General features: G+C 44.1%; 24 protein-coding genes and 1 tRNA gene. 11 read left to right on the forward strand and 14 right to left on the reverse strand.

Annotated features, from left to right (window positions below):
* The first annotated feature begins 71 nt into the window (after positions 1–71).
* Positions 72–428 carry a cytochrome c gene (locus F8L24_RS08910; RefSeq protein ID WP_294954752.1) on the forward strand — a complete coding sequence of 119 codons (357 nt, stop codon included), beginning with the start codon at positions 72–74 and terminating at the stop codon, positions 426–428.
* Positions 429–472: 44 nt separating this feature from the next.
* On the forward strand, positions 473–1,897 hold the full coding sequence (locus F8L24_RS08915; protein WP_294954754.1) for a DUF4139 domain-containing protein: 1,425 nt from the start codon (positions 473–475) through the stop codon (positions 1,895–1,897).
* 80 nt (positions 1,898–1,977) lie between these two features.
* Here F8L24_RS08915 and F8L24_RS08920 read toward each other — a convergent pair whose 3' ends face one another.
* From F8L24_RS08920 to F8L24_RS08945, 6 genes are all read right to left on the reverse strand, one after another.
* On the reverse strand, positions 1,978–2,196 hold the full coding sequence (locus F8L24_RS08920; RefSeq protein WP_294954756.1) for a cold-shock protein: 219 nt from the start codon (positions 2,194–2,196) through the stop codon (positions 1,978–1,980).
* A 233-nt stretch (positions 2,197–2,429) separates the two neighbouring features.
* The gene (locus F8L24_RS08925; protein ID WP_294954758.1) at positions 2,430–2,933 is read right to left on the reverse strand and encodes a hypothetical protein; all 504 of its coding nucleotides are present in this window, start codon (positions 2,931–2,933) and stop codon (positions 2,430–2,432) included.
* Positions 2,934–3,008: 75 nt separating this feature from the next.
* On the reverse strand, positions 3,009–3,473 hold the full coding sequence (locus F8L24_RS08930) for a hypothetical protein (RefSeq protein ID WP_294954762.1): 465 nt from the start codon (positions 3,471–3,473) through the stop codon (positions 3,009–3,011).
* A 52-nt stretch (positions 3,474–3,525) separates the two neighbouring features.
* The gene (locus F8L24_RS08935; protein ID WP_294954765.1) at positions 3,526–4,170 is read right to left on the reverse strand and encodes a hemolysin III family protein; all 645 of its coding nucleotides are present in this window, start codon (positions 4,168–4,170) and stop codon (positions 3,526–3,528) included.
* A 3-nt stretch (positions 4,171–4,173) separates the two neighbouring features.
* Positions 4,174–6,078 carry an NAD(+) synthase gene (locus F8L24_RS08940; protein ID WP_294954768.1) on the reverse strand — a complete coding sequence of 635 codons (1,905 nt, stop codon included), beginning with the start codon at positions 6,076–6,078 and terminating at the stop codon, positions 4,174–4,176.
* A 57-nt stretch (positions 6,079–6,135) separates the two neighbouring features.
* A complete protein-coding gene (locus F8L24_RS08945) occupies positions 6,136–6,663 on the reverse strand; it encodes a peptidylprolyl isomerase (protein WP_294954769.1) in 528 nt (175 codons plus the stop codon).
* Between the two features lie 67 nt (positions 6,664–6,730).
* On the opposite strand from F8L24_RS08945, the gene pyrF reads away from it, so the two are divergent.
* Complete coding sequence (pyrF, locus tag F8L24_RS08950) at positions 6,731–7,423, forward strand: orotidine-5'-phosphate decarboxylase (protein WP_294954772.1); 693 nt, start codon at positions 6,731–6,733, stop codon at positions 7,421–7,423.
* Here the strand turns inward: pyrF and F8L24_RS08955 are convergent.
* The gene (locus F8L24_RS08955) at positions 7,413–7,556 is read right to left on the reverse strand and encodes a hypothetical protein (RefSeq protein WP_294954775.1); all 144 of its coding nucleotides are present in this window, start codon (positions 7,554–7,556) and stop codon (positions 7,413–7,415) included. The genes pyrF and F8L24_RS08955 overlap by 11 nt on opposite strands.
* 155 nt (positions 7,557–7,711) lie before the next feature.
* On the opposite strand from F8L24_RS08955, the gene F8L24_RS08960 reads away from it, so the two are divergent.
* Positions 7,712–7,802, forward strand: a tRNA-Ser gene (locus F8L24_RS08960).
* Between the two features lie 135 nt (positions 7,803–7,937).
* On the opposite strand, the gene F8L24_RS08965 is transcribed toward F8L24_RS08960, so the two are convergent.
* The gene (locus tag F8L24_RS08965; protein ID WP_294954777.1) at positions 7,938–9,179 is read right to left on the reverse strand and encodes an aminotransferase class I/II-fold pyridoxal phosphate-dependent enzyme; all 1,242 of its coding nucleotides are present in this window, start codon (positions 9,177–9,179) and stop codon (positions 7,938–7,940) included.
* Positions 9,180–9,515: 336 nt separating this feature from the next.
* Here F8L24_RS08965 and F8L24_RS08970 point away from each other — a divergent pair, with 336 nt between their 5' ends.
* The 5 genes from F8L24_RS08970 (at position 9,516) to F8L24_RS08990 (ending at position 13,398) form a co-directional block, all read left to right on the forward strand.
* A complete protein-coding gene (locus F8L24_RS08970; protein ID WP_294954780.1) occupies positions 9,516–10,523 on the forward strand; it encodes a sensor histidine kinase in 1,008 nt (335 codons plus the stop codon).
* 40 nt (positions 10,524–10,563) lie between these two features.
* Positions 10,564–11,280, forward strand: a complete 717-nt coding sequence (locus F8L24_RS08975; protein WP_294954783.1) for a response regulator — start codon at positions 10,564–10,566, stop codon at positions 11,278–11,280.
* A gap of 151 nt (positions 11,281–11,431) precedes the next feature.
* Entirely contained in the window at positions 11,432–11,683 is a 252-nt protein-coding gene (locus tag F8L24_RS08980; protein ID WP_294954785.1) for a hypothetical protein, read from the forward strand.
* 153 nt (positions 11,684–11,836) lie between these two features.
* A complete protein-coding gene (gene mnmH / locus F8L24_RS08985; RefSeq protein ID WP_294954787.1) occupies positions 11,837–12,937 on the forward strand; it encodes a tRNA 2-selenouridine(34) synthase MnmH in 1,101 nt (366 codons plus the stop codon).
* Positions 12,934–13,398, forward strand: a complete 465-nt coding sequence (locus F8L24_RS08990) for a haloacid dehalogenase (RefSeq protein WP_294954789.1) — start codon at positions 12,934–12,936, stop codon at positions 13,396–13,398. The genes mnmH and F8L24_RS08990 overlap by 4 nt, the downstream gene beginning before the upstream one ends.
* Here F8L24_RS08990 and F8L24_RS08995 read toward each other — a convergent pair.
* The 4 genes from F8L24_RS08995 to F8L24_RS09010 are packed head-to-tail and all read right to left on the reverse strand — an operon-like array spanning position 13,382 to position 16,197.
* Positions 13,382–13,651: a heavy metal-associated domain-containing protein gene (locus F8L24_RS08995; RefSeq protein ID WP_294954792.1), complete on the reverse strand. Its 270-nt coding sequence runs from the start codon at positions 13,649–13,651 to the stop codon at positions 13,382–13,384. The genes F8L24_RS08990 and F8L24_RS08995 overlap by 17 nt on opposite strands.
* A 2-nt stretch (positions 13,652–13,653) precedes the next feature.
* A complete protein-coding gene (locus F8L24_RS09000) occupies positions 13,654–14,004 on the reverse strand; it encodes a mercuric transporter MerT family protein (protein ID WP_294954795.1) in 351 nt (116 codons plus the stop codon).
* The gene (locus tag F8L24_RS09005; RefSeq protein WP_294954798.1) at positions 14,004–15,098 is read right to left on the reverse strand and encodes a transglutaminase-like domain-containing protein; all 1,095 of its coding nucleotides are present in this window, start codon (positions 15,096–15,098) and stop codon (positions 14,004–14,006) included. Before F8L24_RS09005 ends, F8L24_RS09000 begins: the two co-directional genes overlap by 1 nt.
* Before the next feature lies 1 nt (position 15,099).
* Positions 15,100–16,197: a TRAP transporter substrate-binding protein gene (locus tag F8L24_RS09010; protein ID WP_294954801.1), complete on the reverse strand. Its 1,098-nt coding sequence runs from the start codon at positions 16,195–16,197 to the stop codon at positions 15,100–15,102.
* A 178-nt stretch (positions 16,198–16,375) separates the two neighbouring features.
* On the opposite strand from F8L24_RS09010, the gene F8L24_RS09015 reads away from it, so the two are divergent.
* Together F8L24_RS09015 and F8L24_RS09020 are read left to right on the forward strand one after the other, a co-directional pair.
* Entirely contained in the window at positions 16,376–17,074 is a 699-nt protein-coding gene (locus F8L24_RS09015) for a peroxiredoxin (protein ID WP_365937986.1), read from the forward strand.
* A 128-nt stretch (positions 17,075–17,202) separates the two neighbouring features.
* On the forward strand, positions 17,203–17,841 hold the full coding sequence (locus F8L24_RS09020) for a class I SAM-dependent methyltransferase (RefSeq protein WP_294954806.1): 639 nt from the start codon (positions 17,203–17,205) through the stop codon (positions 17,839–17,841).
* Positions 17,842–17,900: 59 nt separating this feature from the next.
* Here the strand turns inward: F8L24_RS09020 and F8L24_RS09025 are convergent, their stop codons facing one another.
* Positions 17,901–18,881, reverse strand: coding sequence for a hypothetical protein (locus tag F8L24_RS09025; RefSeq protein WP_294954809.1), 981 nt, complete (start codon positions 18,879–18,881; stop codon positions 17,901–17,903).
* Positions 18,881–20,833 carry a methionine--tRNA ligase gene (gene metG / locus F8L24_RS09030; protein ID WP_294954811.1) on the reverse strand — a complete coding sequence of 651 codons (1,953 nt, stop codon included), beginning with the start codon at positions 20,831–20,833 and terminating at the stop codon, positions 18,881–18,883. Before metG ends, F8L24_RS09025 begins: the two co-directional genes overlap by 1 nt.
* Positions 20,834–20,882: the final 49 nt, after the last annotated feature.

The following is a 20,882-nucleotide window of genomic DNA, read 5'->3' on the forward strand; positions in this document are numbered from 1 at the left end:
GAATTTTTAGGGTATTATATCGAAAATAGTTTAGGGCATCTCTCAGCCCTCTGTACGAGGTAATATCTGTTATGAAATATCTGTGGTTCCTGTTGCCCTTTTTATTGTCGGCAAACGAAGATTTCATTTCCCATTATGAATACGGTGAAATGCTCTATCAGCAGCCCAGAGGGGTAAGCTGTGCCGAATGCCATGGGAAAAACGGCGAAGGCAGGATCATTGTCGAGTTCAGGGATATTCACGGCAAGAAGGTGCTGCGGGGACCTGATATACGCAAAGAAACACTTGCTTCAATGATCAACTCCGTCAACAATTATCATAAAATCATGCCGCGCTATTACCTTACCGATGAAGAAGTAAAAGCGATCTATGACTACCTTCAGAAAAAGAACAGCACCTATCTCGCTGAAACGAACACGACGCAATAAATTTAGGCTATAATAATCTTTGATTCACAATACAAGGATTGGATATGCAACTTTACAGAATACTGACCGTACTCTCCCTATCGGGAGGCTTGTCCCTTGCTTCTTCTTTGGCTGTCTATCAGGACAGTTCGATCTATACATACACTCCCCGGGGTACATTCATCGGTTTTGCCGACAATGTCAAGGCAAAATGCAAAGGCCGTACTGTGGTATTGAACCAAAGTATTACCTGCCCCAAGGAAGAAAGACTCTGCAAAGTACTCGGTACCTTAAATCAGACAGAACAAAAACTCAAAGCTGTCCAGGCAGACATATCTGTACTTCATACCCTGGTCTCTCTGCCTCAGCCCAAAGTCATAGACGCGAACAACTGGATAAAAGCTGCCGAACGTATCGGTAAAGAACAGGCCAGACTCTCTTCGGAAGATACGGCATTGAAACAGACACTTCTTCTGCAAAACAGAACATTCAGCAGACAGGCCCCTACGCGGAAGGCGCTCTATCTGGAAAAAGAATGTTCCGATGCTCTTGTCCTGGTGTTTTCCTACGGTCAGGTTCAATTCAGCACTTACTATGAAGCCCGTCTCTATGGAGAAAAAGAAATTAAAGTAACACAGTATCTTTCTGTAACGAACCGAAGCGGAGTAGATATAGAAGCAGATGAAGCAAAGTTCTATTACCGCAGAGCCCAGCAGTCCATCCGCCCGGTGCATTTTTCTCCATGGATCGTAAGCCAATATATACCAAAACGCCTGTATGCCAAAAAAGTATCAAGGAACATGATGCAGTCTGATGCAGCTGTGATGGCGATGTCCGCTGCAGTTTCCCCGGTGGAAGCACTTGTCCCGGAAGCACAGTATCTTGCAGCAAGGCAATATCGGATCAAAGATCTTTCTCTGCCTTCATCCGGCAAAGCTGTGGATGTCGAGGTTACTTCATGGAAAGTACCGTTGAAATGCGAGATCAGGGCTTATCCCTATAGAAACAGCCTTGTATTTGATGTGTGCTCTTTTACTCCTAAAACACAGATAGAACGCAACAGCTGGAAGATCAAAGAAGGCGATCGCACTATCAATGATACGGCTGTAGGCGAATACGACAACGGTACCTACCGTTTGTATACACAGGCAGTTCCTGACATCAAAGTAACACGCAAACCACTGGTCAAAAGAGAAAGAACAACCGGTATTTTCGGCAGTACGGTACGAAAGAAAGACGGTTTCATACTTGTTTTAACCAATAAGTCCGATGCCCGGAAAAATATGATCGTAACGGAACGTATGCCTACTTCCGAGACCCAAAAGATCACCGTAAAACTGTTAGAGGTAAAATCAGATAAAAAAGTGGACTATACGGTATCGAAAGAAGGAAAGATAGAAATGAAGCTGTCACTTGACGCACATGAAACAAAAAAGATAGAAGTGCTGTTTGAAATATCATATGACAAAGCGTTGAAAATTACATATTAAGAAAAAAAAGGGGGGGGAGGGGAACAGTATCAACTGTATGCCATTCCCGCAGACAAAAAGCCGGGGAATGAAAAGAAGGATTAGAGCGGTGTTACGTTCTCAGCCTGTGGACCTTTTTGGCCTTCACCGATTTCGAATGTTACTGCCTGACCTTCTGCGAGAGTCACACGACCGCCACCTTCATTGTTTACTTGACGGAAATGTACGAATACATCGCTCCCACCGTTTTCTTGCTGGATAAATCCATAACCTTTTTCATCATTGAACCATTTCACTGTTCCATTTACTAATTCTGCCATTGTTATACCTTTGGGTTATATTTCACTTCATCTTCACGATGTAAGCGGAATCCAAATTGGTGAGAGTCTTTCGGGGTCTTGCAGGGTTTTACACACACATAACACACGATAGATGAACTCGAACCTCATCTTTCATCGAAACAATTGTACCTTCTTTTCTTAGACTTAAGCTTATTTTATACAAAAAATCAATTTATTTTTATAAAATAGTTATCTTTTTGTGCTATTCGGGTTTAATGCACACCTTTATGAAGCAGATTTTTTAAAAATTCCTCACGCCTCTCTATGCCGAGAAGCGGATCCCTCGTCAAGTTGGGGTAGGCGCCGCCCAGCCCCTTTCCGTCATTACCGTGACAGCCTCCGCAAATACTGGTATAAAACATGGCGGCATCTTTGGAATAAGGGGTTTTACACTGTTTTCCCGATAGGCTCAGTACATAGCAGGCGATCTTGGGTGCATCGTTGGGTGAAGCAAACCCGCCCTCCATTTCACCGCCTTTGAAATCAAACTGATGTGATCCGTATTTGATCACATTGACAATATAGTTTTTTGCATAGGCAACGGTATGAAGTTTACGAAGCTCTTCGCGTATATGCGGTGTTTTATGTTTTCTGACATGTTCAAGATAGGTACTGTTAACAGTTTTCTGTTTTTTACGGATATGCTGTCCACCGGTTTTAAAGAGTGCAAAAACCAGTATAAGAAGAATGAGTAGAGAAGGAATAAGACTTTTCATGGGGTGATTCTCTTATAAAAGCTGTTAAAAGGCACTTTCTCACCAGAAAAAGTACCTTCAAAGTCTGATACGATACTAAATAACCTGTGACAATTTCAGCATGATATCGTTAATTTCCTGTCCGGCTTTTTTTGCCATCTGTTCTACCTCTGTTTTGGATTCGGCATAAAGACGGGTAATGTCTTTTTGCGTTTCTTCCCATTCTGCTTCTGCTTCCATTTTGGCAAGATGTGCTTTAAGTGCTGCAAGATCAAACTCTTTTGCCGTGTTTTTTGAAACAGTAGAGAGGAATCCTTCCGCACTGTCACGGGCATTTTCAAGGACATCCCGTGCTTCCATCATGGCCAGATGGCTTGTAAGTTCTACATTGGTAGATGATTCCTGAAGCTTTGCCTTTACCTTGTCAAAATATGTTTTAAGGTCGTTCCAGAGGTCAGATGCCTCTTCTGAAAAATCTTCGCTCATCTCCCCGATCTTCTCTTCAAGTACATCAATGCTCTTCTGCGCCGTTTCAATGAAATCTTCATATTCTTTATGCATGGTTTCTCCTATATTTGAAATATTTTTTATTATAACATGCCATCGTTAACCGTTACACAACATAGAACAAGATAGCGAAAAAATGCAGTATTGAGCCGATCATGACAAAAAGATGCCAGATAGTGTGAAAATGCCGGATATTGTCTTTGACATAAAATATTACCCCGCTGCTGTATGCCAGCCCGCCCGCTACCACAAGCCAAAAACCTATAGGGTCGATATGTGCTTTAAAGGTAGAAAAGTCCAAAACGATCAGCCAGCCCATCACCAGGTAGGCACTCAGGGAGAGCAGTTCAAACCGTCCGGTATAAATGAATTTCAGAGCAATACCTACAGCAGCAATGCCCCATTCAAGTCCGAAGAGCACCCACCCGGACGCGCCGCCGATGGTAATCAGTGCAATGGGCGTATAGGAACCGGCGATCAATACATAGATGGAAGCATGGTCAAAGATTTGAAAAATATGTTTGGCTCTGTTATGGGTAAGTGCATGATAGAGTGTTGAACTGCCATACAGTACCATCAGTGACGAACCGTAAATCGCAGCGGCTGTTACATGCAATGCGCCGTGTCCGTGCATTACCGCAAAAACAACAAGCAGTACCAGCGCAGCAATACTCAGTGTAAAACCGATACCGTGTGTTACAGCATTCCATATCTCCTCAATGAGCGCAAAATTATTGACATTGTTACTCATATATTATTCTCCTTCTTCCAACATTTGCAGCCAGATTTCCACATCGGCATCACTCGGCATTTTCCAGTCTGCTCTGGGGCTGAGCGAAACGGTACCCACCTTCGGACCGTCAGGCATACAGCTGCGTTTGAACTGCTGGGTGAAAAAGCGCTTTAAAAAGACCCTGAGCCAGCGGGAAACAGTTTGTTCATCATATTGAGTACCAAACGCTTTCAGTGCAAGATATCGGATTTTGTCAGGCTTGGCACCGTACTTGATGAAATGGTACAAAAAGAAATCATGCAGTGCATAAGGCCCGACAATATTTTCTGTTTCCTGCACGATCTCATCTTCATTGTGCGGCAGCAGTTCGGGGCTGATGGGTGTGTCAAGAATATCAGCGATGATATCAGCGATTTTTTCATTGCTTTTGTAATATTCTATAATATATTGGATCAGTGTCTTCGGAATGCCGGAATTGAGCGCATACATACTCATATGGTCACCGTTGTAAGTACTCCATCCAAGAGCGATCTCGCTCAGGTCGCCTGTTCCCACGACCAGCCCGCCGACCTTGTTCGCCATATTCATCAAAATCGACGTTCTGGCACGCGCCTGTACGTTTTCGTATGTAACGCTCAACTCTTCAGGGTCATGCGCTATGGCTTCAAATTCTTTGCGCGAGATTTCCGTAATGTCCACTTCTTTAAGCGTTACACCCAGTGCCTTGCAGAGTTTAACCGCATTGGATTTGGTTCTGCTTGTCGTACCGAAACCGGGCATAGTTACAGCAATGATATCTTTGCTGTCCCATCCCATCATTTCAAAAGCTCTGTGTACGGAAAGCAGTGCCAGCGTAGAGTCCAACCCGCCGCTGATACCTATGAGCGCTTTTTGAATGCGGGCATGTGCCATTCTCTTGATAAGACCGTGTGCCTGAATATGGACAATTTCGTCACAGCGGTGTTTCTTGTCGGCATAGCGGGAGGGAACAAACGGAGCAGGGTCGATTTCCCTTTGCACTTCGCCTGTCTGCGGCAATGCTCCCAGTTTGACCGTACGTGTCTTTTTGCGTCTTCCGTCACTGTAGCTTGATTCATTGATGCGCAGCCATCGCAGCCGTTCCAGATCAACATCGGCAGTTATGAGCGAGTTTTCAAGGCTGAAACGTTCATTTTCGACCAGTGTGCTGCCATACTCGCAAATAAGGGCATGACCTCCATAAACGGTATCGGTGGTCGATTCGCCTACTCCTGCCGAACTGTACACATAGGCTGCCATACATCTCGCGCTCTGGGTACGTACCAGCTCTTCGCGGTATTCGTGTTTGCCTATGAGTTCATTGCTGGCGCTGAGATTGAAAAGCAGGTTGGCCCCGTTACTCGCCATATGGTTGCTCGGAGGGGTCACCGCCCAGAGGTCTTCGCATATTTCTATTCCGAAAGTCATATCTTTGGTATCGGTAAAAAGCAAATCCACACCAAAAGGGATCTCTTTTCCAAAAAGCTCGGTAGTGGTGCGTACGATATCCCGGCCAGAGACAAACTGACGTTTTTCATAAAATTCTTTGTGGTTGGGCAGGTAGGATTTTGGAACGATACCCAGAATTTCACCTCTCTGCAGAACCGCAGCACAGTTGTAAAGCCTGTCTGCCTCAAGCAAAATGATACCGACGATCACAACGGTATCCATTTCTTCTATATTTTTTAATATATAAGAGAGAGATTCGTTCTGTGAAGCCAGCAGCGTCTGATTGAGAAAAAGATCACTGGCCGTGTATCCGGTAAGGGTAAGTTCGGGGAATACAACGACACTGACCTTTTTGGCATGGGCTTCGTTAACGAGGGCCAGGATTTCTTCGGCATTTTTCTGAGGATTTGCTACTATAGTCTTGTTCACTGCCGAAGCAACACGATAAAATCCAAACATGGTATCCTTTCTCTTTGGCAAAATGTCGGGGTGGGGACACCCCGGCCTACAGGGGAACTACTCTTTTGCTGCGTGAATTTCGATGCCAAGAATATCATCGTTCTGTTCGATCTTGTCAAGCACCATGAAACTCTCGGTATCATCTTCGTCTATCGCACCGAATACGGTATGAACACCATTCAGGTGGGGACATGCTGCAAAACAGATGAAGAACTGGCTTCCGCCTGTATTCGGACCTGCATGCGCCATGGAAAGAGACCCTCTTCTGTGAGGATGTGTACTGGTATCTGTCTCACAGTCTATCTGCCAGTCCGGTCCGCCTGTGCCTGCCATTGCAGGGTTGCCGCCAGGACCTGAGTTGGGGCATCCGCCCTGTGCCATAAATCCGGGAATCACTCTGTGAAATTTCAAATTGTTGTAAAAGCCTTCATTGGCAAGGTGTGCAAAATTCGCTACTGTATTGGGAGCATCTTCCGGGAAAAGTTTGATCCAAATGTCACCTTTGTTCGTTTTGATCTTGGCGTACTGGTATGTATCCATAACATCCTGCGGTATGTCATATCGTTTTGATTGTTTTCCAAACATGTCGTTTAGTCCTTATATATTAAAATTAGGCTATTATTATACCACTAAAAAATAAGAGGCATTAACGATGGATTTATGTGTAGCACTTGATCTTCCTTCCGCAGAAGAAAACCTTGCCCTTGCGGAATCACTTAAAACATACAACATTTGGATGAAAGTGGGGTTTCGTGCCTACATACGCGACGGAAAAGCTTTTATTGGGGCACTTAAAAAGATCAACCCCGAATTCAGGATCTTCCTCGATCTCAAACTTTATGACATTCCCAATACCATGGCAGATGCAGCCGAAGAGATCGCGAAACTGGGGGTTGACATGTTCAACATTCATGCAAGTGCAGGAGCTGTAGCCATGAAAAGCGTTATGCAAAGGCTCTCTTCCTATGAAAACCGCCCCTTGGTCCTGGCCGTAACAGCCTTGACATCGTTTGATGAAGAAAATTTTCGTATGATCTATGAAAAAGGCATTAATGAGAAGGCGGAGCAGTTTGCCAAAATGAGCTTTGAGAATGGTCTGGACGGTGTGGTCTGTTCAACGTTTGAGAGCAGGGCAATCAAAAATGCCACGAGTAACGATTTTTTAACACTCTGCCCGGGTATCAGACCGTTTGGAGAAGATGCCGGTGACCAGCAGCGTGTTGCGACCCTTGAACGTGCCTATGAAGAGGGAGTCGATTATCCTGTTGTGGGAAGACCTGTCTATAGAGACAGCGATCCCAAAGGAAAAGTAGATGAAATATTGAAAGTAATATCTACTTTTTAGCCGCTGCAGCTTTTTTTGCCTTCACTTTTTTGTGATCTGCCATATCCATGGCATTCTGCATACCATTTATCATAAAGTATGCTCCGCCTGCAAACAGAAGAAGAATGATCAGTGGTCCCAGTTTTTGTAACATATAAAATACCTTTTCTCTATTGTTTATCTAATGATAATATGTTTTTCCGAGATTTACCTAAAATCAGTGTTTTTAAAATAGATTTCTGAAAAAATGGGTATTTTTTAAGCTCTAGTTTAAGGCAAATGCATTATAATCCTCCCCACAAAACTACTGGACAGTTGGGTGAGTTGGCTGAAACCACATCCCTGCTAAGGATGCGTACTCGTAAGGGTACCGAGGGTTCGAATCCCTCACTGTCCGCCATTCAAATCTACATATAACAACATTACTTTTAACCATTCATTTTTTAACTCTGCCAATTTTTGACATGTCAGGTTTTCATGTAAAAATAAGTACGTGAGAATATGCCATCGCTGCTGCGATGACATACCTAAAGTCTTAACTGTTTTCTATGCTGTGTATATTTTTATGCTTTAGTTCATTTAGGATTTCATAAATTTTTTGTGCCGCCGCAGTCAAGTCTTCTTTTTTGTGTGCTGCCGTAATGGAAGCTCTCAGTATTGCTTTTCCTACCGGAACGACCGGTGGGAAAACAGCATGAATGAAAAGCCCGTTCTCCTGGCATTTTTTTGCTGCAATTGCTGCATCTGTTGTGTCACCTATGAGAATAGGAATGATGGACGTTTCTGAATGGCCTATTTCTATGCCGTACGAGCGCAGTGCCTCTGAGAAAACAGCAGTGTTTTCGTGCAGCCTTTTGACCAGCTCTCCTCTGTTCTTTTCAAATACCTCCAGTGATTTCAATGCCGTTGCAGTAAGTGTAGAAGTGAGCGCACCTGAATATATAAATCCTCTGGATTCATGGCGCAGGTAATCTATGATCTTTGTACTCGCAGCAAGATACCCGCCACTGGACGGTATCGCTTTACTCAGTGTTGCCATGGTGATATCTATATCGTCGGGGTCAAGATCAAAATACTCTGCAATGCCTCCGCCTTTTTCTCCAAGTACAAATATGGAGTGGCATTCATCTACCATTAGAATGGCCCCATGTTTTTTGCATATTTTTATGATCTCCGGCATATTTGCCACTGTACCGCTCATGCTGAAGACACTGTCGGTCACAACGAGCTTTCTTGCCGTATGCGGTATTTTGCCGAGTATGGCATCGAGATGTTCCGGGTCATTATGACGGTATCTGACAAACTTTGCCTGGGCATATCTTGCTCCATCCATGATGCTTGCATGGTTGAGTTTGTCGCCGATGATATAATCATTTTTTTTGAGAAGGCAGGCAATGGTCGAGACATTGGCCAAATAGCCGCTTGAAAGTACCATCGCATCTTCTTTGCCGTGCATACGGGCAATTTTCTGCTCCAGTTCGGAATGAAGTGTTGTGGTTCCTGCCAAAAAGCGCGAACCGCTCATTCCCGTACCAAATTTTTCTATAGAATCGATCGCTGCCTGATTGATCTCCTGGTTTTGGTTAAGCCCAAGATAGGAGTATCCGCCAAGCATAAGCATTTTCTGGCCATCGACCTTGACCCAACCGTTAGGCAATTCCTCCTGGATCTCTTTGAACCAGGTATAGATACCGGCTTCTTTAACCCCCTCTATATCCCAGGTTGTCTTTGGCGGGAACAGGGGAGTAGGGGTAAACGTTTTAATGTGTACTGTCATTGTATATCCTTTATGCAGTATGAGCAGCATTTTCAGCTGTGTTGGTTTAGTATCAGTATGATACAGGCATCGGGTTGACCCACTCTATTTTAAAGCAATATACGTTAGGAATAAATATCAGAGAATTTTTTTGATATACTTCTCCCCTAAAAGTAAAAAGTATGGGAAGAGTCTATGGGAAACAGGATAAATTGGCCATCATATATACTGAAGTACAGGTATTTTTCTTCTACCGGAGAACGGTTGAGAGGTTTGCTGCTCAGTCTCCTTATACTTATATCCGTTTTTATTATGATCTTCGATATTTACGGAAGTATTAAAGAAAATTACATATTTATGTACGTGACAGAAGCAGCCATCATACTCTTATTGCTGATGCTGTATCTTTTGTTTCCCCGTTTTATTTCATTGAAAACAACAACGTTTATTGTTTTGGGTTTCATTACTTTGTTTATCCTTGCCTCTTTAACGATACCGGGATATAATCAGGCATTTGTACTTTTTACCCTTGCGATCGTGCCGGCATATCTCTTTTTCTTTCTGGGCACACGTACAGGTATTAAATGGAATACTGTGGTTATTCTGCTTTTGATACTTACCACACTCAATGCTTATACAGCATGGATAACACCGGTCTTTACGGCGGAACTTCTGATGCAAACCACCATAGCATATATCGCACTTTCTTATTTTTACTATATGCTGGAGAAAGAGAGAAACCGTTATGAGGAAGAGTTGTCTGTTGCACTAAAAAACAAAGAAGTTTTGCTGAAAGAAGTACATCATCGTGCCAAGAACAACCTTCAGATCATTATGGGTCTGCTGGAGTCACAAGCTTTCAGGACAAAAGGTGCAGCGTGTAAAAAAATCTTGATTTCGCAGAGATATCGTCTTCAAGCCATGAGTTTGATACACGAGAGCCTTTCTTACAGTACTACCTATGAAAAAGTAGATATGTCCCAGTACATAAAAGGCATTGCAAACAATATCCAGAAATATACACATCATACCATTGTTTTGGATCTGGAGCCGTGTGTATTGGGTATGTCTGATGCCATGAATCTCGGATTGTTTTTAAATGAAGCAATTTCAAATGCCTCTGAACACGCATATGCCAAAGAAGTGAAGGGACGGATAGAAGTATCACTGAAATATAGAGAGGAACAATGTGTTCTGCGCATAAAAGATTTTGGCAGAGGATTTGATACAAACAGAAGCAGTCATTCTCTGGGGCTTGTACTCATGGAAGATATCAGCAACTTTTTTAATGAGGGGAATATGATGATAGACTTTGAAGAGGGAACAGAAATTGTCTTTAGTTTTACGCAGAAGAAAAATACATAAGTGGATGGCACTATAATACTATTGTAAGGGAAAAGTAAAAATGTTGGCAAAAAATATTATGATCGTCGAAGATGAAGTGATCACTCAACGTTATCTCAAAGATATCCTGGGTCAGTATGATGTATCTGTGATCAAAACTGTAGATAACGGAACCGATGCTTTGCAGGCACTTAAAGATCATCGTTTTGATATTGTTTTAATGGATATCAACATTAAAGGTGCCATGGACGGTATACAATTGTCAAAAAATATTTTGGAACGACAGGTGCTTCCTATTATATTTATTACAGCCTACAGTGACAACAGAACATTGGACGAGGCATTGGCTGTTTCTCCCTACGGTTTCATTACCAAACCTTTTTCTGAAAAAGATATTGTGATTGCGCTTCAAGTGGCATATAAAAGATTTCTTGCCTATGAAAAACAGGAAAGTGCTGCAAACGAAAAAGATTCGGAGCATCAGATTAAGATCAATCAGCATTTCAACTATTCATTGACATCATCTACCCTTTACTGTGATGAAAGACCTGTAAAACTAAATAGTAGGCAAAATATTCTGATAAAAGTTTTGTGTAAAAATATCAATAATACCGTTTCCAAAGAAACACTTATGGTTTCAATATGGCAGGAAGAAGATGTTTCTATCTCTTCCTTGCGCAATTTAGTCTACTCTGTCCGAAAGATCCTCCCTGATCTGCCGCTTACTTCACATAGCAAAATGGGATACAGCATAGAGAGCATCAGTTTCAATGATTGACTGAATGCTTTTATAAAAGTTTCAATAAAAAAATATTTATTTTGACATTTTTTGATATTTTACAGATAAAGTTGTGATATGAAATTACACTGAAGTGAAAAACGATATCCTGTTTTTAAAGTGTAGTTAATTTTACAGTAATGGATCGAAAATGAAATATTTATTTTTTAAAACTTCAGCTTTTGCCGGTACAAACAATATCATTGAGTGTGCCGGAGAAAGAACAGACAGTTATGGACTTGTGGAAAGATGGCTCATTTCCATGCTAAGGTTCCTTGTTTTGCTGATACTCATGATTATCTTTGGATTATATACAAGTTTTTTACTTATTATAGAAGGAATGTTTGGAGAGAACAGCGAGTTTCTCTGCTCATCAAGAGAGCGGTATAAAAACATGCCATAGGTGCAGGCTAAACTACTTCTTTTTTTTGGGAATGTCTTTTTTAGAAACGATACCCTTTTTATCTTACATTAATTAGTACAATATCTGCATACAGGTTTCCATCCTTTGTGAAGATTCATGATATAATTCCCTACCTAAAAACAGGAACAGAATTTGAATCTTCCCTTGACTGATAACTTTAAAACATTATTGCTGTCCAATACCCCCCTGATCGATGTACGGGCACCTGTCGAATTTGAGAAAGGGGCCTTCCCTTCTTCTGTGAACCTGCCTTTGATGACTGATGAAGAGAGAGAAGCTGTCGGGATATGCTACAAGGAAGAAGGCAACCGCAAAGCCCTGGAACTCGGACACCGCCTGGTCAAAGGAGACATCAAAGAAGCACGGGTCAAAGCCTGGTGTGATTTCATTTCGAAACACCCGGATGCGGTCCTGTACTGTTTCAGAGGAGGAGACCGTTCCCGTATTTCCCAGGAATGGCTGCATGAAGCAGGGTGTGAGATCAGCCGGATCAAAGGCGGGTATAAAGCCTTTAGGCGCTATATACTCAATGAATTTGAAACTATGGGAGAAAAATTCAGCCCTCTTGTACTCGGCGGCTATACCGGATCAGGTAAAACGATTCTCCTTCAGCGTATCAGGCAAAGTGTAGACCTGGAAGCACTGGCCCACCACAGAGGTTCGGCATTCGGACATCAGATCGATGCACAGCCTACGCAGATAGATTTTGAACATGAATTGGCAGCATCCCTGCTCAGGCAGATAGAAAGCGGTGCAAACGAGATCGTTGTAGAAGATGAAAGCCGCAGGATTGGCCGCAGAGAGATACCACAGGCTCTTTTTAGCCATTTCAAAGCATCACCGCTTGTTATACTTGACATACCCATGGAAAAACGGATTGAAACGATCTTTCAGGAATATGTCAACCGTTTTCAAAAGCAGTTTACCAAACGTTTCGGCGAAGCTGAAGGGATGGAAGTCTGGAAAAGAACAATGCTCAGAAATTTTGGTGCCATTCAGAGAAAGCTCGGAGGCGAACGGCATGCAGAGATGGTTGCCACATTTGAAAAAGCATTGAAGAAGCAAGTGGAGGAAGGCAGTGTCAAAGAACATGCTGTCTGGATAGAGGCACTGCTCCGCGATTATTATGATCCGATGTACGGATATCAGATGGAACAAAATAAAGAACGCATCCTCTTTAGAGGGGACGAAGAGGAAGTGTTGGCATTTTTTCAGGAAAGGAAAATCAAATGATAGAAATCCCCCATTTTAAAAACCTGGAGATCGAAAATATTCTTTTTGACTATAACGGAACACTGGCCACAGACGGTCACCTTAAACCCGAAACAGGCCTTTTACTGAAAGAAGTATGCCAGTCCTACAGGGTCTATGTGATCACGGCCGATACCTTCGGTACGGTCAAAGAGGCGCTTAAAGCATTTGATCTTGAAGTATTGATACTTTCAAGTGATGACCATACCCGGGAAAAAGCAGCCTTCCTTGCCAGCCTTGGTACCGAAATAACTGTCACTCTCGGCAACGGGAACAATGATGCCAAAATGATAAAAGATGCCGTACTTTCGATAGCCATACTCGGAGACGAAGGATGTTCCGCCGAGACTTTGAACGCATCCGATATCGTCTGCAAAGACATTGGCTCAGCGATGGAACTGCTGCTCAGCCCCAAGCGGCTCATTGCTACTTTACGGAGATAACGGTACCTTTATAGCCTGTTCTCTTTATGGCTTCAAGCAGTGTCTTTTCCTTCACTTTCCCTTTATACTGCACGATAGCTGTTTTGGTGTTGAGTCTGACTTTCGCCTTAATGACACCATCCACTTTCTTCAGACTTTTTTTGACTGCCGTCGTACACAGAGGGCAGGTCATCCCTTCTATTTTGATCGTCGCAGTTTTTTCCGCACTGAGCAGAAGCAGCGGAAATACTAATATTATAAAATATTTAAACATGATTACTCCAGTATTTTATCAACCCAGTAGGGGTAGCTTACAAAAAGCGCTACGAAAAGCGTTCCTCCCAGCAAATAATGCAAATGGTACCTGCACAGACGTGTGGAACAGCATGCTGCTACTTGACGTTTTCGAAAATAGTCATACCAGAGGTAAAGTATCACAAAAAGTGCAAAAGCAGAAAAATATCCGTGATAAGGTGCAAATATCTGCAAAAAGGAAAGGGAAGAGACACTGACACCAAAAAGCAGGAAAAGCAGGGGTGCCAGACAGCAGGTACTTGCGAGAAAGGCTGACACCACTGCCCCGAAGATCAGTGCATAGAAGCGTTTTTCACTCTTTTGCTCCGCCATCAGTTCTTCAATTCCTGCGAGGTGATCCTGTACATAAACTTTTTGGGGGAATAGTAGTCGAGTACTTCATCTTCTATTTCACCGTAAGGGTAGCCGAGCATATTGAGGGGATACTGCTCAGGCTTTGGGTAGAGTACGAAATCCCTGGCATGGTTGAACCCCACCCAGTTCATCTCCCAGCTGTGCAGGTAGCGGGCTTTAAGCTCCTGTACACGTTTGGTACTGTAGCCCAGTTTTTCCACCAATTCAAGCTTGGTAATATCGGCAGGGTCACTCGGGATCCAGCCGGCACCGGGAATAAAATACTCTACCCGGCAGTGCTGCCAGGTGGAAATATCTGCAAAACCGTTTGCATCAGACTTTCCAAGCGCTTTGGAAAAACAGGACTTACCTACACGTATACCGAAAACTTCTCTCGCGGGTACACCTGCCGCGCGGAGCAGTGCGACAAAGAGGGAGGAGATGTCAGTACACTTGCCTCCGAAATAGCCGCTTTTCATCATTTTTCCTGCATCACCCGCACCGCAGCCTATGACGGATGGGTCACGAAAAGTCACTTCAGTCACCCAGTTGTAGATCGCTTTAACCTTTTCAAAACGGTCATCAATGCCTTGTGTCAGTTCATCTGCTTTTTGTCTGACCCTGCCGTCTGTAGGTATGTGAGAGGTCGGTTTGAGATAGAGGGCTGCATGGTCCGGAACCGGCAGCTTTTTTCTGCTGGCCGCCTGAATGACATTCAGCGGTACAGTACGGTCAAACGTCTCTATCTCCATTTCGATATGTGCTTTTTTGGCTTTAGCACTTTTCTTCCACTGTGCATAAAAGATTGGTGCATCATAAATGTTTTTTCTGTTCATGTCAAACACATCATAGTTACCCCCGAATGTTAATTCGCGTACTTTCTGATAAGGGGTATTAAGCAGCAGCGGGTTCCAGAGTTTTGCCGGAAATACTTTCTCGTCATCTGATTTGAGATCAAAGTCAAAACGGAGTTTGAATCGTCTGCCTTTACTGTCATCTGCACAAAGCCCGAGAGGGAAGAGGGTTGTACCGGCAAGAAGGGTGCTGTAGTGTAAAAAAGTGCGTCGCTGCATGTTAGTTCCTGATTTCGAGAAGATGTTTGGTGCTGATGTCACTCCACGGTTCATTGAGTGCATAGAAAGACTGATAGCTTTCAAGTACCCGTTTAAAGTCGGCACTCTCCCGGCTCTGCTCTGCAAGTACTTCACGGAGTGCTTTTTTGGCAGCAGTAAAAAATTCGGGCGGGAAATTCTTTATCTGGACATAATCGGGGAGCTCCTGAAGTGCTTTGGCATTTTTATAACGAAACTCCTGAAGCATGGTACCGGTCATCTCTTCACTTGCTGCTGTTATGATGGCTTGATGTTCAGGACTGAGTTTTTCCCATCGTGCCTTGTTAAAAGTGATTTCGAGAATGGATCCGGGTTCATGCCACCCGGTGTAGTAGTAGTGTGCCGCTTTGTCAAAACCCATCATACTGTCCAGTGCCGGCCCGACCCATTCCGTCGCATCGATGGTCCCGCGTTCAAGAGCAGTATAAATTTCTCCGGCAGGCAGCAGTACAGGGTTGACACCAAGCTTTTTCATAACTTCGCCGCCCAGACCGGGGATGCGCATCTTAAGGCCTTTGAGGTCAGACAGAGAGTTGATCTCTTTTTTGAACCATCCGCCCATCTGCGGGCCTGTTGTACCGCCGATAAGCGGGTAGAGATTGAATTTGCCGTACATTTCCCGCCAGAGCTCATATCCGCCGCCGAACTTGAACCAGGTGATCATCTCTTCGCTGAGCAGTCCCAGCGGCATTCCCCCAAAGATCGAGAAAGCAGGGTTTTTGCCCTTCCAGTAATAGACACCGGAATGAAATGCATCGATCTGCGCCGCAGAAGTGGCATCAAAGACTTGAAGCGCAGGTACAAGAATGTTCTTGGGGTAGACTTTTATTTCCAGTGTTCCGCCGCTGAGTTCAAAACAGCGTTTCGCAAAAGTATCGACACCCGTTCCCATAATGGGAAAATGTGCCGGCCAGGAAGTCGCCAGTTTGAGCGTGACCTTTTTCCCTTTGTTAATGTTAACGGTATTCTCGGCTGTTTGCTTTTCCGCTCTGTGGCATCCGGAAAAGGCAAGGGTACCTGCACCCAAAACAGCAGTGGTTATGAAGTCTCTTCGTTTCATGGAACATGCCTGTAGTTTTTTGACCGTATTATATCCTAAGAGGGGTAAAGGGCCGGATGTTATGGTATTTTTTTGATGCATAATATACATTTGAAGTGCTTCTGTTAACCATCGATTAGCCTATTGTCAGTATCATTTTTTTGTAGATAAATTTTATCGTTATATAAAAGGATAACCTATGGCGTGTGCCAACACTAATGTGGTTCCTCATGAAGAAGAACCTGAAACAATAGAAACAAACCAAGAAAAAAAGGAAAACAATATGAGCTCAACCCTAGTGATGAGAAAAACACCGGAATTTACCATGGAAGCATACGATGCTAAAACAGGCCACTATACGACAGTGGACAGCAAAGACTATGAAGGCAAATGGCATGTTGTCTGCTTTTACCCTGCAGACTTCACCTTTGTATGTCCTACTGAACTGGCAGCGATGAATGCCAAAGCGGATGAATTTGAAAAAATGGGTGTAGAAATTCTGGCAGTTTCAACCGATACAAAATTTTCGCATAAAAGATTTGTAGAAACAGAACCTGTTCTGAAAGACTTCAAACTGACGATCGGTGCAGATGCCACAGGCGAAGTCAGCCGTGCATTTGGTGTCTACCTGGAAGATGAGGGGGTAGCCCTTAGAGGAAGGTTCCTGATCGATCCGCATGGTGTATGTGTCGCACAGGAAGTTCAGGCACCATCCGTGGGCAGGAATGTAAATGAATTTCTCCGTCAGGTAGAAGCATGGCAGCATGCCGAAAAAACAGGAGAAGTGTGTCCTGCCAACTGGAGACCGGGTAAAAAAACCCTTCCTGTAAACACTGAAGCCGAAAAAATGACAGGCCGTGTAGGTGACTACGTAACGATTGAGGAACTACTTTCCTAAAAAGCAAGTGAATGACAACAATGCCCGATACAGTGCATCTATGCACTCTTTCGGGGTTCGGCAACAAGGTACGGTTTAAAGGTTGAAAGAGTATGATAAAAAAACCATATCAATAAAGGAACCGACCTGTGACCTGTCCTATTTGCGATGATACTACCGAAACATTCATCGATGAGAGATCAAATATTACCTACTACCACTGCAACACCTGCGAATACATTTTCAAATCTCCCGAGTGCCATCAAAGCATAGCCGAACAGAAATCCCGTTATGACCTGCATGAGAACCATGAAGACCATCCTGGTTACAAAGCTTATTTTGAACGTTTTCTGGACTTTGTGCTTCCTTTGGCCGGTGCCCCTGAAACGGCACTCGATTTTGGTTGCGGACGGAGTTCTCTTTTAGCGAAGTTACTGGCAGAAAGAGGAATAGACTGTGACTACTACGATCCGCTGTATTATCCTGAAAACCTTGATGATAGTAAAAAATATGAACTTGTTGTTTCCACAGAAGTCTTTGAACATTTGCATGACCCGAAGGCCGTGTTTGAGGAACTGGTCAAAAGAATGGAAAGCAAAGGGTATCTGGCCATTCAGACGCAGTTTCATCCCAATGACATTGAAGCGTTTAAAAAGTGGTACTATCATCAGGACCCGACGCATATCGTTTTCTTCAGGTCACAGACATTCAGAGTCCTGTCTGAGAAGTATGGATGTGAATTTGTGGAAGACAACGGGAAAAATATGGTAGTGATACGCAAACGGTAAGGGAATGGAGCCCATTCAGCTTCCGCAGGGGTGCTGTGCCTCTCTACCGTACCAAAACATTAAAAGAGGCTGTATTCTTCCTTGATCGTGTTGAGGATACTTTTGTCTGCATTGTAGATGAACGCATAATTGAAGAGGGTGCTTTTAAGGATCTCCCTGACCTCTTCTTTGCTTTCAAACCAGTGCGGCCTGTCAATACCCGGCACTTTGGTCTTGGGCGGGGTGAGCACAATGCCTTTGACCCAGGTGTTGCTTCGTTTGATATATTCTCTCGCTTCAACAATATCTTCAATATTGTCTGTAAAAATGGCTACTTTGTCACTTTTCCCCGGCTGCGTACTTTTAAGCTGTCCGTCGATGAATACCGGCATGAAGTGCTTGGTGTACTTGATACGGTCGACAGAGTAGGGCAAGTCTTCAGCTTCGCAGAAAGCGATCACTCTCAGGAGGTAGTCAAGATGGAAGGGAATAAGCTCTTTTTCCTGGTAGACATAGCCGCCGACTTTAAACGTGGTTCTGAAAAGGGTATCAAACACAGGGTAGCCGTCGACATCTTTTGCAAGCCTTTTGATATCTGGCTTGATAAGCTTCATAAGCGCTTTGTCTGTACCGACAAAAAGAGCATCGTCGGAATTCAGTATCTGTTCAAATGCTTTGCGCCAATCATGTGCAATAAACGCGATGTTTCCTTTGTGCAAAAGGATCATTTTCAAAAAGGACAGTTCATGTTCATTCAGCAGAAAGAATTTCGCCTCTTTTTTAATGATGACATAACGGATGAGCTTAAACGCTGCCAGCTGAATGTCAGAAACTTTGATCCAGGCGATCTCGTCATCTTTTCTTTCGATACTATCATCATCGTAGATAATGGCATAAGCGCCGTTCTCTACCGCTTTGTCGATCTCTTCCTGGCTGGAAGAGAAGAAAAGATCGCCATGTTCCACTTTGGAATAATAGACAGTAGCAGCTTCAACCGCCTGCACCTGCGGTGTATTGGTAAGGGTTCCCTCTGTGAGGTTTAGGATATCTTCTATTTTCATCAGCTTATCGGTGTTCCCGGGGTTTTCGGTTTTTCAGGGCGTATCATACACAGGCCGTTCTCATCTTTGGCCGCAAGCAGCATACCTTCACTCTTGAGCCCCATAAGTTTTGCCGGCTTGAGATTGGCAACAACACAAACCTGTGTACCGAGCATGTCTTCTGCGGAATACCATTCTTTGATACCTGCAACAACCTGTCTTGGCTCATCTTCTCCGATATCGACCTGAAGCAGCAGCAGTTTTTTGCTTTTGGGTACCTCTTCGGCCGAAACAACAGTACCGATCTTGAGTGAAGTCTGAAAGAACTGGTCAATACCGATAAGGGCAATGCCTTCATCCTTGGGTTCTTTTTTCTTTTTCTCTTCCGTTTTGACTGCTTTGGTATCTGCCGGTTCCGCCTGCTCAAGCAGCAGTTCTTCAACCCGTGGGAAGAGCGGCGGGATTTTTTCTATGGTAAATGTTTCCAGCAGTTTCTGCTCCTTGATGAGGCGGTTCCAGCTGTTATTGTCAATCGTGAAACGGAGTGCTGCCGCGATCTTCGGACAGATTTCAGGCATGACAGGGTAGAGCATGACGGCCACTTTGGCAAGAATAGCGGCAATGAGCCCGTTAAGTGCCATGGCTTCTTCCTCTCTGCCTTCTTTCATAAGGGTCCACGGCTGATATCTGTCAATGGCCCTGTTGGCGACACTCAGCGGTCTCCAGAGCTCTTCAAGATAACGGTGTATCTGCATATCAAAAAGCAGCGGTTCGAGTTTTTCCAGCGAAGCAGCCACTTCATCAAGTTCCGCCTGATAGTATTTGGCGGTATTGGCCGAATCCACTTTGCCTTCAAAATATTTGCCACTCATACCTATGAGTCTGTTAAGCAGGTTCCCCAGGTCGTTCCCCAGATCGGAATTGATACGGTCGATGAGCGCTTTCTGGCTGAAATCGCCGTCACCGCCGAAAGGTACTTCTCTAAGCATAAAGTAACGGAAATTGTCCAGTCCGTAAGCATCTGCCACTTCTTTGGGGTTGACCACATTGCCTTTGGATTTGCTCATTTTCTCTCCGTCGCGCGTCCACCAGCCGTGCGCAGCGATATGTTTGGGCATTTCAAGTCCCAGACTCATCAGGAAGGCCGGCCAGTAAATCGCATGGAAACGCAGAATGTCTTTTCCTATGAGGTGTACACGTGCCGGCCAGAAGTCCATGTTGGCCTCATCGGTACCGTAACCCAGAGCAGTGACATAGTTCATCAGCGCATCGAGCCAGACATACATCACATGCTTGGGGTCGTTGAGTTCTGCGGGCAGTTTGACACCCCAGTCAAAACTGGTTCTGGTAATGGAAAGGTCATCCAAGCCTCCTTCTACAAAGCGGATCACTTCATTACGCTTGCTCTTTGGCAGGATGCAGTTGGGATTGTCATTGTACCATGCCAGCAATTTGTCTTCGTAGGCAGAGAGTTTGAAGAAGTAGCTTTCTTCTTCTACAATGGTCGTCGGTTTGCCGCACTCGGGACAGAATTCACCGTCAACAAGCTGGGATTCCGGAAAAAATGCCTCACAGGAGATACAATAGTGGCCCTTGTAGACATCTTTGTAAATATCACCGTTCTCGTACATAACGGAAAATGCTTTTTGAACCCCTTTCATATGGTCAGCGTCGGTCGTTCGGATAAACTTGTCATAGGAAATACCGAAATCATCCCAGAGGTTCTTGAAGGTAGCGGAAATTTCGTCTGCGTATTCCTGCGAGGTTTTGCCTCTTGCTTTGGCTGATTCTTCAATCTTTTGTCCGTGTTCGTCGGTTCCGGTCAGGAAGAAAGTGTCAAGACCGCTCATGCGCGAGTAGCGTGCAAGCGTGTCTGCAATAATCGTTGTATAGGCATGGCCGATGTGGGCGATGTCGTTGACATAGTAGATAGGGGTGGTAATATAGGCTTTGTGGCAAGATGATGATGACATAGGTGGTATTTCCTTAAACAAATGAGTTTATACGTTTAGTTTGAAAGAT

This window comes from Sulfurovum sp., assembly GCF_015493435.1.
GTDB lineage: Bacteria > Campylobacterota > Campylobacteria > Campylobacterales > Sulfurovaceae > Sulfurovum.

Bases quoted from the DNA above. Each gene is read 5' to 3' on its own strand.
- F8L24_RS09010 (WP_294954801.1), bottom strand. From the start codon at position 16,197: ATGAAACGAAGAGACTTCATAACCACTGCTGTTTTGGGTGCAGGTACC.
- F8L24_RS09015 (WP_365937986.1), top strand. From the start codon at position 16,376: ATGGCGTGTGCCAACACTAATGTGGTTCCTCATGAAGAAGAACCTGAA.
- F8L24_RS08980 (WP_294954785.1), top strand. From the start codon at position 11,432: ATGAAATATTTATTTTTTAAAACTTCAGCTTTTGCCGGTACAAACAAT.
- F8L24_RS08940 (WP_294954768.1), bottom strand. From the start codon at position 6,078: ATGTTTGGATTTTATCGTGTTGCTTCGGCAGTGAACAAGACTATAGTA.
- F8L24_RS08975 (WP_294954783.1), top strand. From the start codon at position 10,564: ATGTTGGCAAAAAATATTATGATCGTCGAAGATGAAGTGATCACTCAA.
- F8L24_RS08925 (WP_294954758.1), bottom strand. From the start codon at position 2,933: ATGAAAAGTCTTATTCCTTCTCTACTCATTCTTCTTATACTGGTTTTT.
- F8L24_RS08930 (WP_294954762.1), bottom strand. From the start codon at position 3,473: ATGCATAAAGAATATGAAGATTTCATTGAAACGGCGCAGAAGAGCATT.
- F8L24_RS09025 (WP_294954809.1), bottom strand. From the start codon at position 18,881: ATGAAAATAGAAGATATCCTAAACCTCACAGAGGGAACCCTTACCAAT.
- F8L24_RS08955 (WP_294954775.1), bottom strand. From the start codon at position 7,556: ATGTTACAAAAACTGGGACCACTGATCATTCTTCTTCTGTTTGCAGGC.
- F8L24_RS09000 (WP_294954795.1), bottom strand. From the start codon at position 14,004: ATGGCGGAGCAAAAGAGTGAAAAACGCTTCTATGCACTGATCTTCGGG.
- F8L24_RS08990 (WP_294954789.1), top strand. From the start codon at position 12,934: ATGATAGAAATCCCCCATTTTAAAAACCTGGAGATCGAAAATATTCTT.
- F8L24_RS08945 (WP_294954769.1), bottom strand. From the start codon at position 6,663: ATGTTTGGAAAACAATCAAAACGATATGACATACCGCAGGATGTTATG.
- metG (WP_294954811.1), bottom strand. From the start codon at position 20,833: ATGTCATCATCATCTTGCCACAAAGCCTATATTACCACCCCTATCTAC.
- pyrF (WP_294954772.1), top strand. From the start codon at position 6,731: ATGGATTTATGTGTAGCACTTGATCTTCCTTCCGCAGAAGAAAACCTT.
- F8L24_RS08910 (WP_294954752.1), top strand. From the start codon at position 72: ATGAAATATCTGTGGTTCCTGTTGCCCTTTTTATTGTCGGCAAACGAA.
- F8L24_RS08995 (WP_294954792.1), bottom strand. From the start codon at position 13,651: ATGTTTAAATATTTTATAATATTAGTATTTCCGCTGCTTCTGCTCAGT.
- F8L24_RS09005 (WP_294954798.1), bottom strand. From the start codon at position 15,098: ATGCAGCGACGCACTTTTTTACACTACAGCACCCTTCTTGCCGGTACA.
- F8L24_RS08920 (WP_294954756.1), bottom strand. From the start codon at position 2,196: ATGGCAGAATTAGTAAATGGAACAGTGAAATGGTTCAATGATGAAAAA.
- F8L24_RS08935 (WP_294954765.1), bottom strand. From the start codon at position 4,170: ATGAGTAACAATGTCAATAATTTTGCGCTCATTGAGGAGATATGGAAT.
- F8L24_RS08965 (WP_294954777.1), bottom strand. From the start codon at position 9,179: ATGACAGTACACATTAAAACGTTTACCCCTACTCCCCTGTTCCCGCCA.
- F8L24_RS08970 (WP_294954780.1), top strand. From the start codon at position 9,516: ATGTACGTGACAGAAGCAGCCATCATACTCTTATTGCTGATGCTGTAT.
- F8L24_RS08915 (WP_294954754.1), top strand. From the start codon at position 473: ATGCAACTTTACAGAATACTGACCGTACTCTCCCTATCGGGAGGCTTG.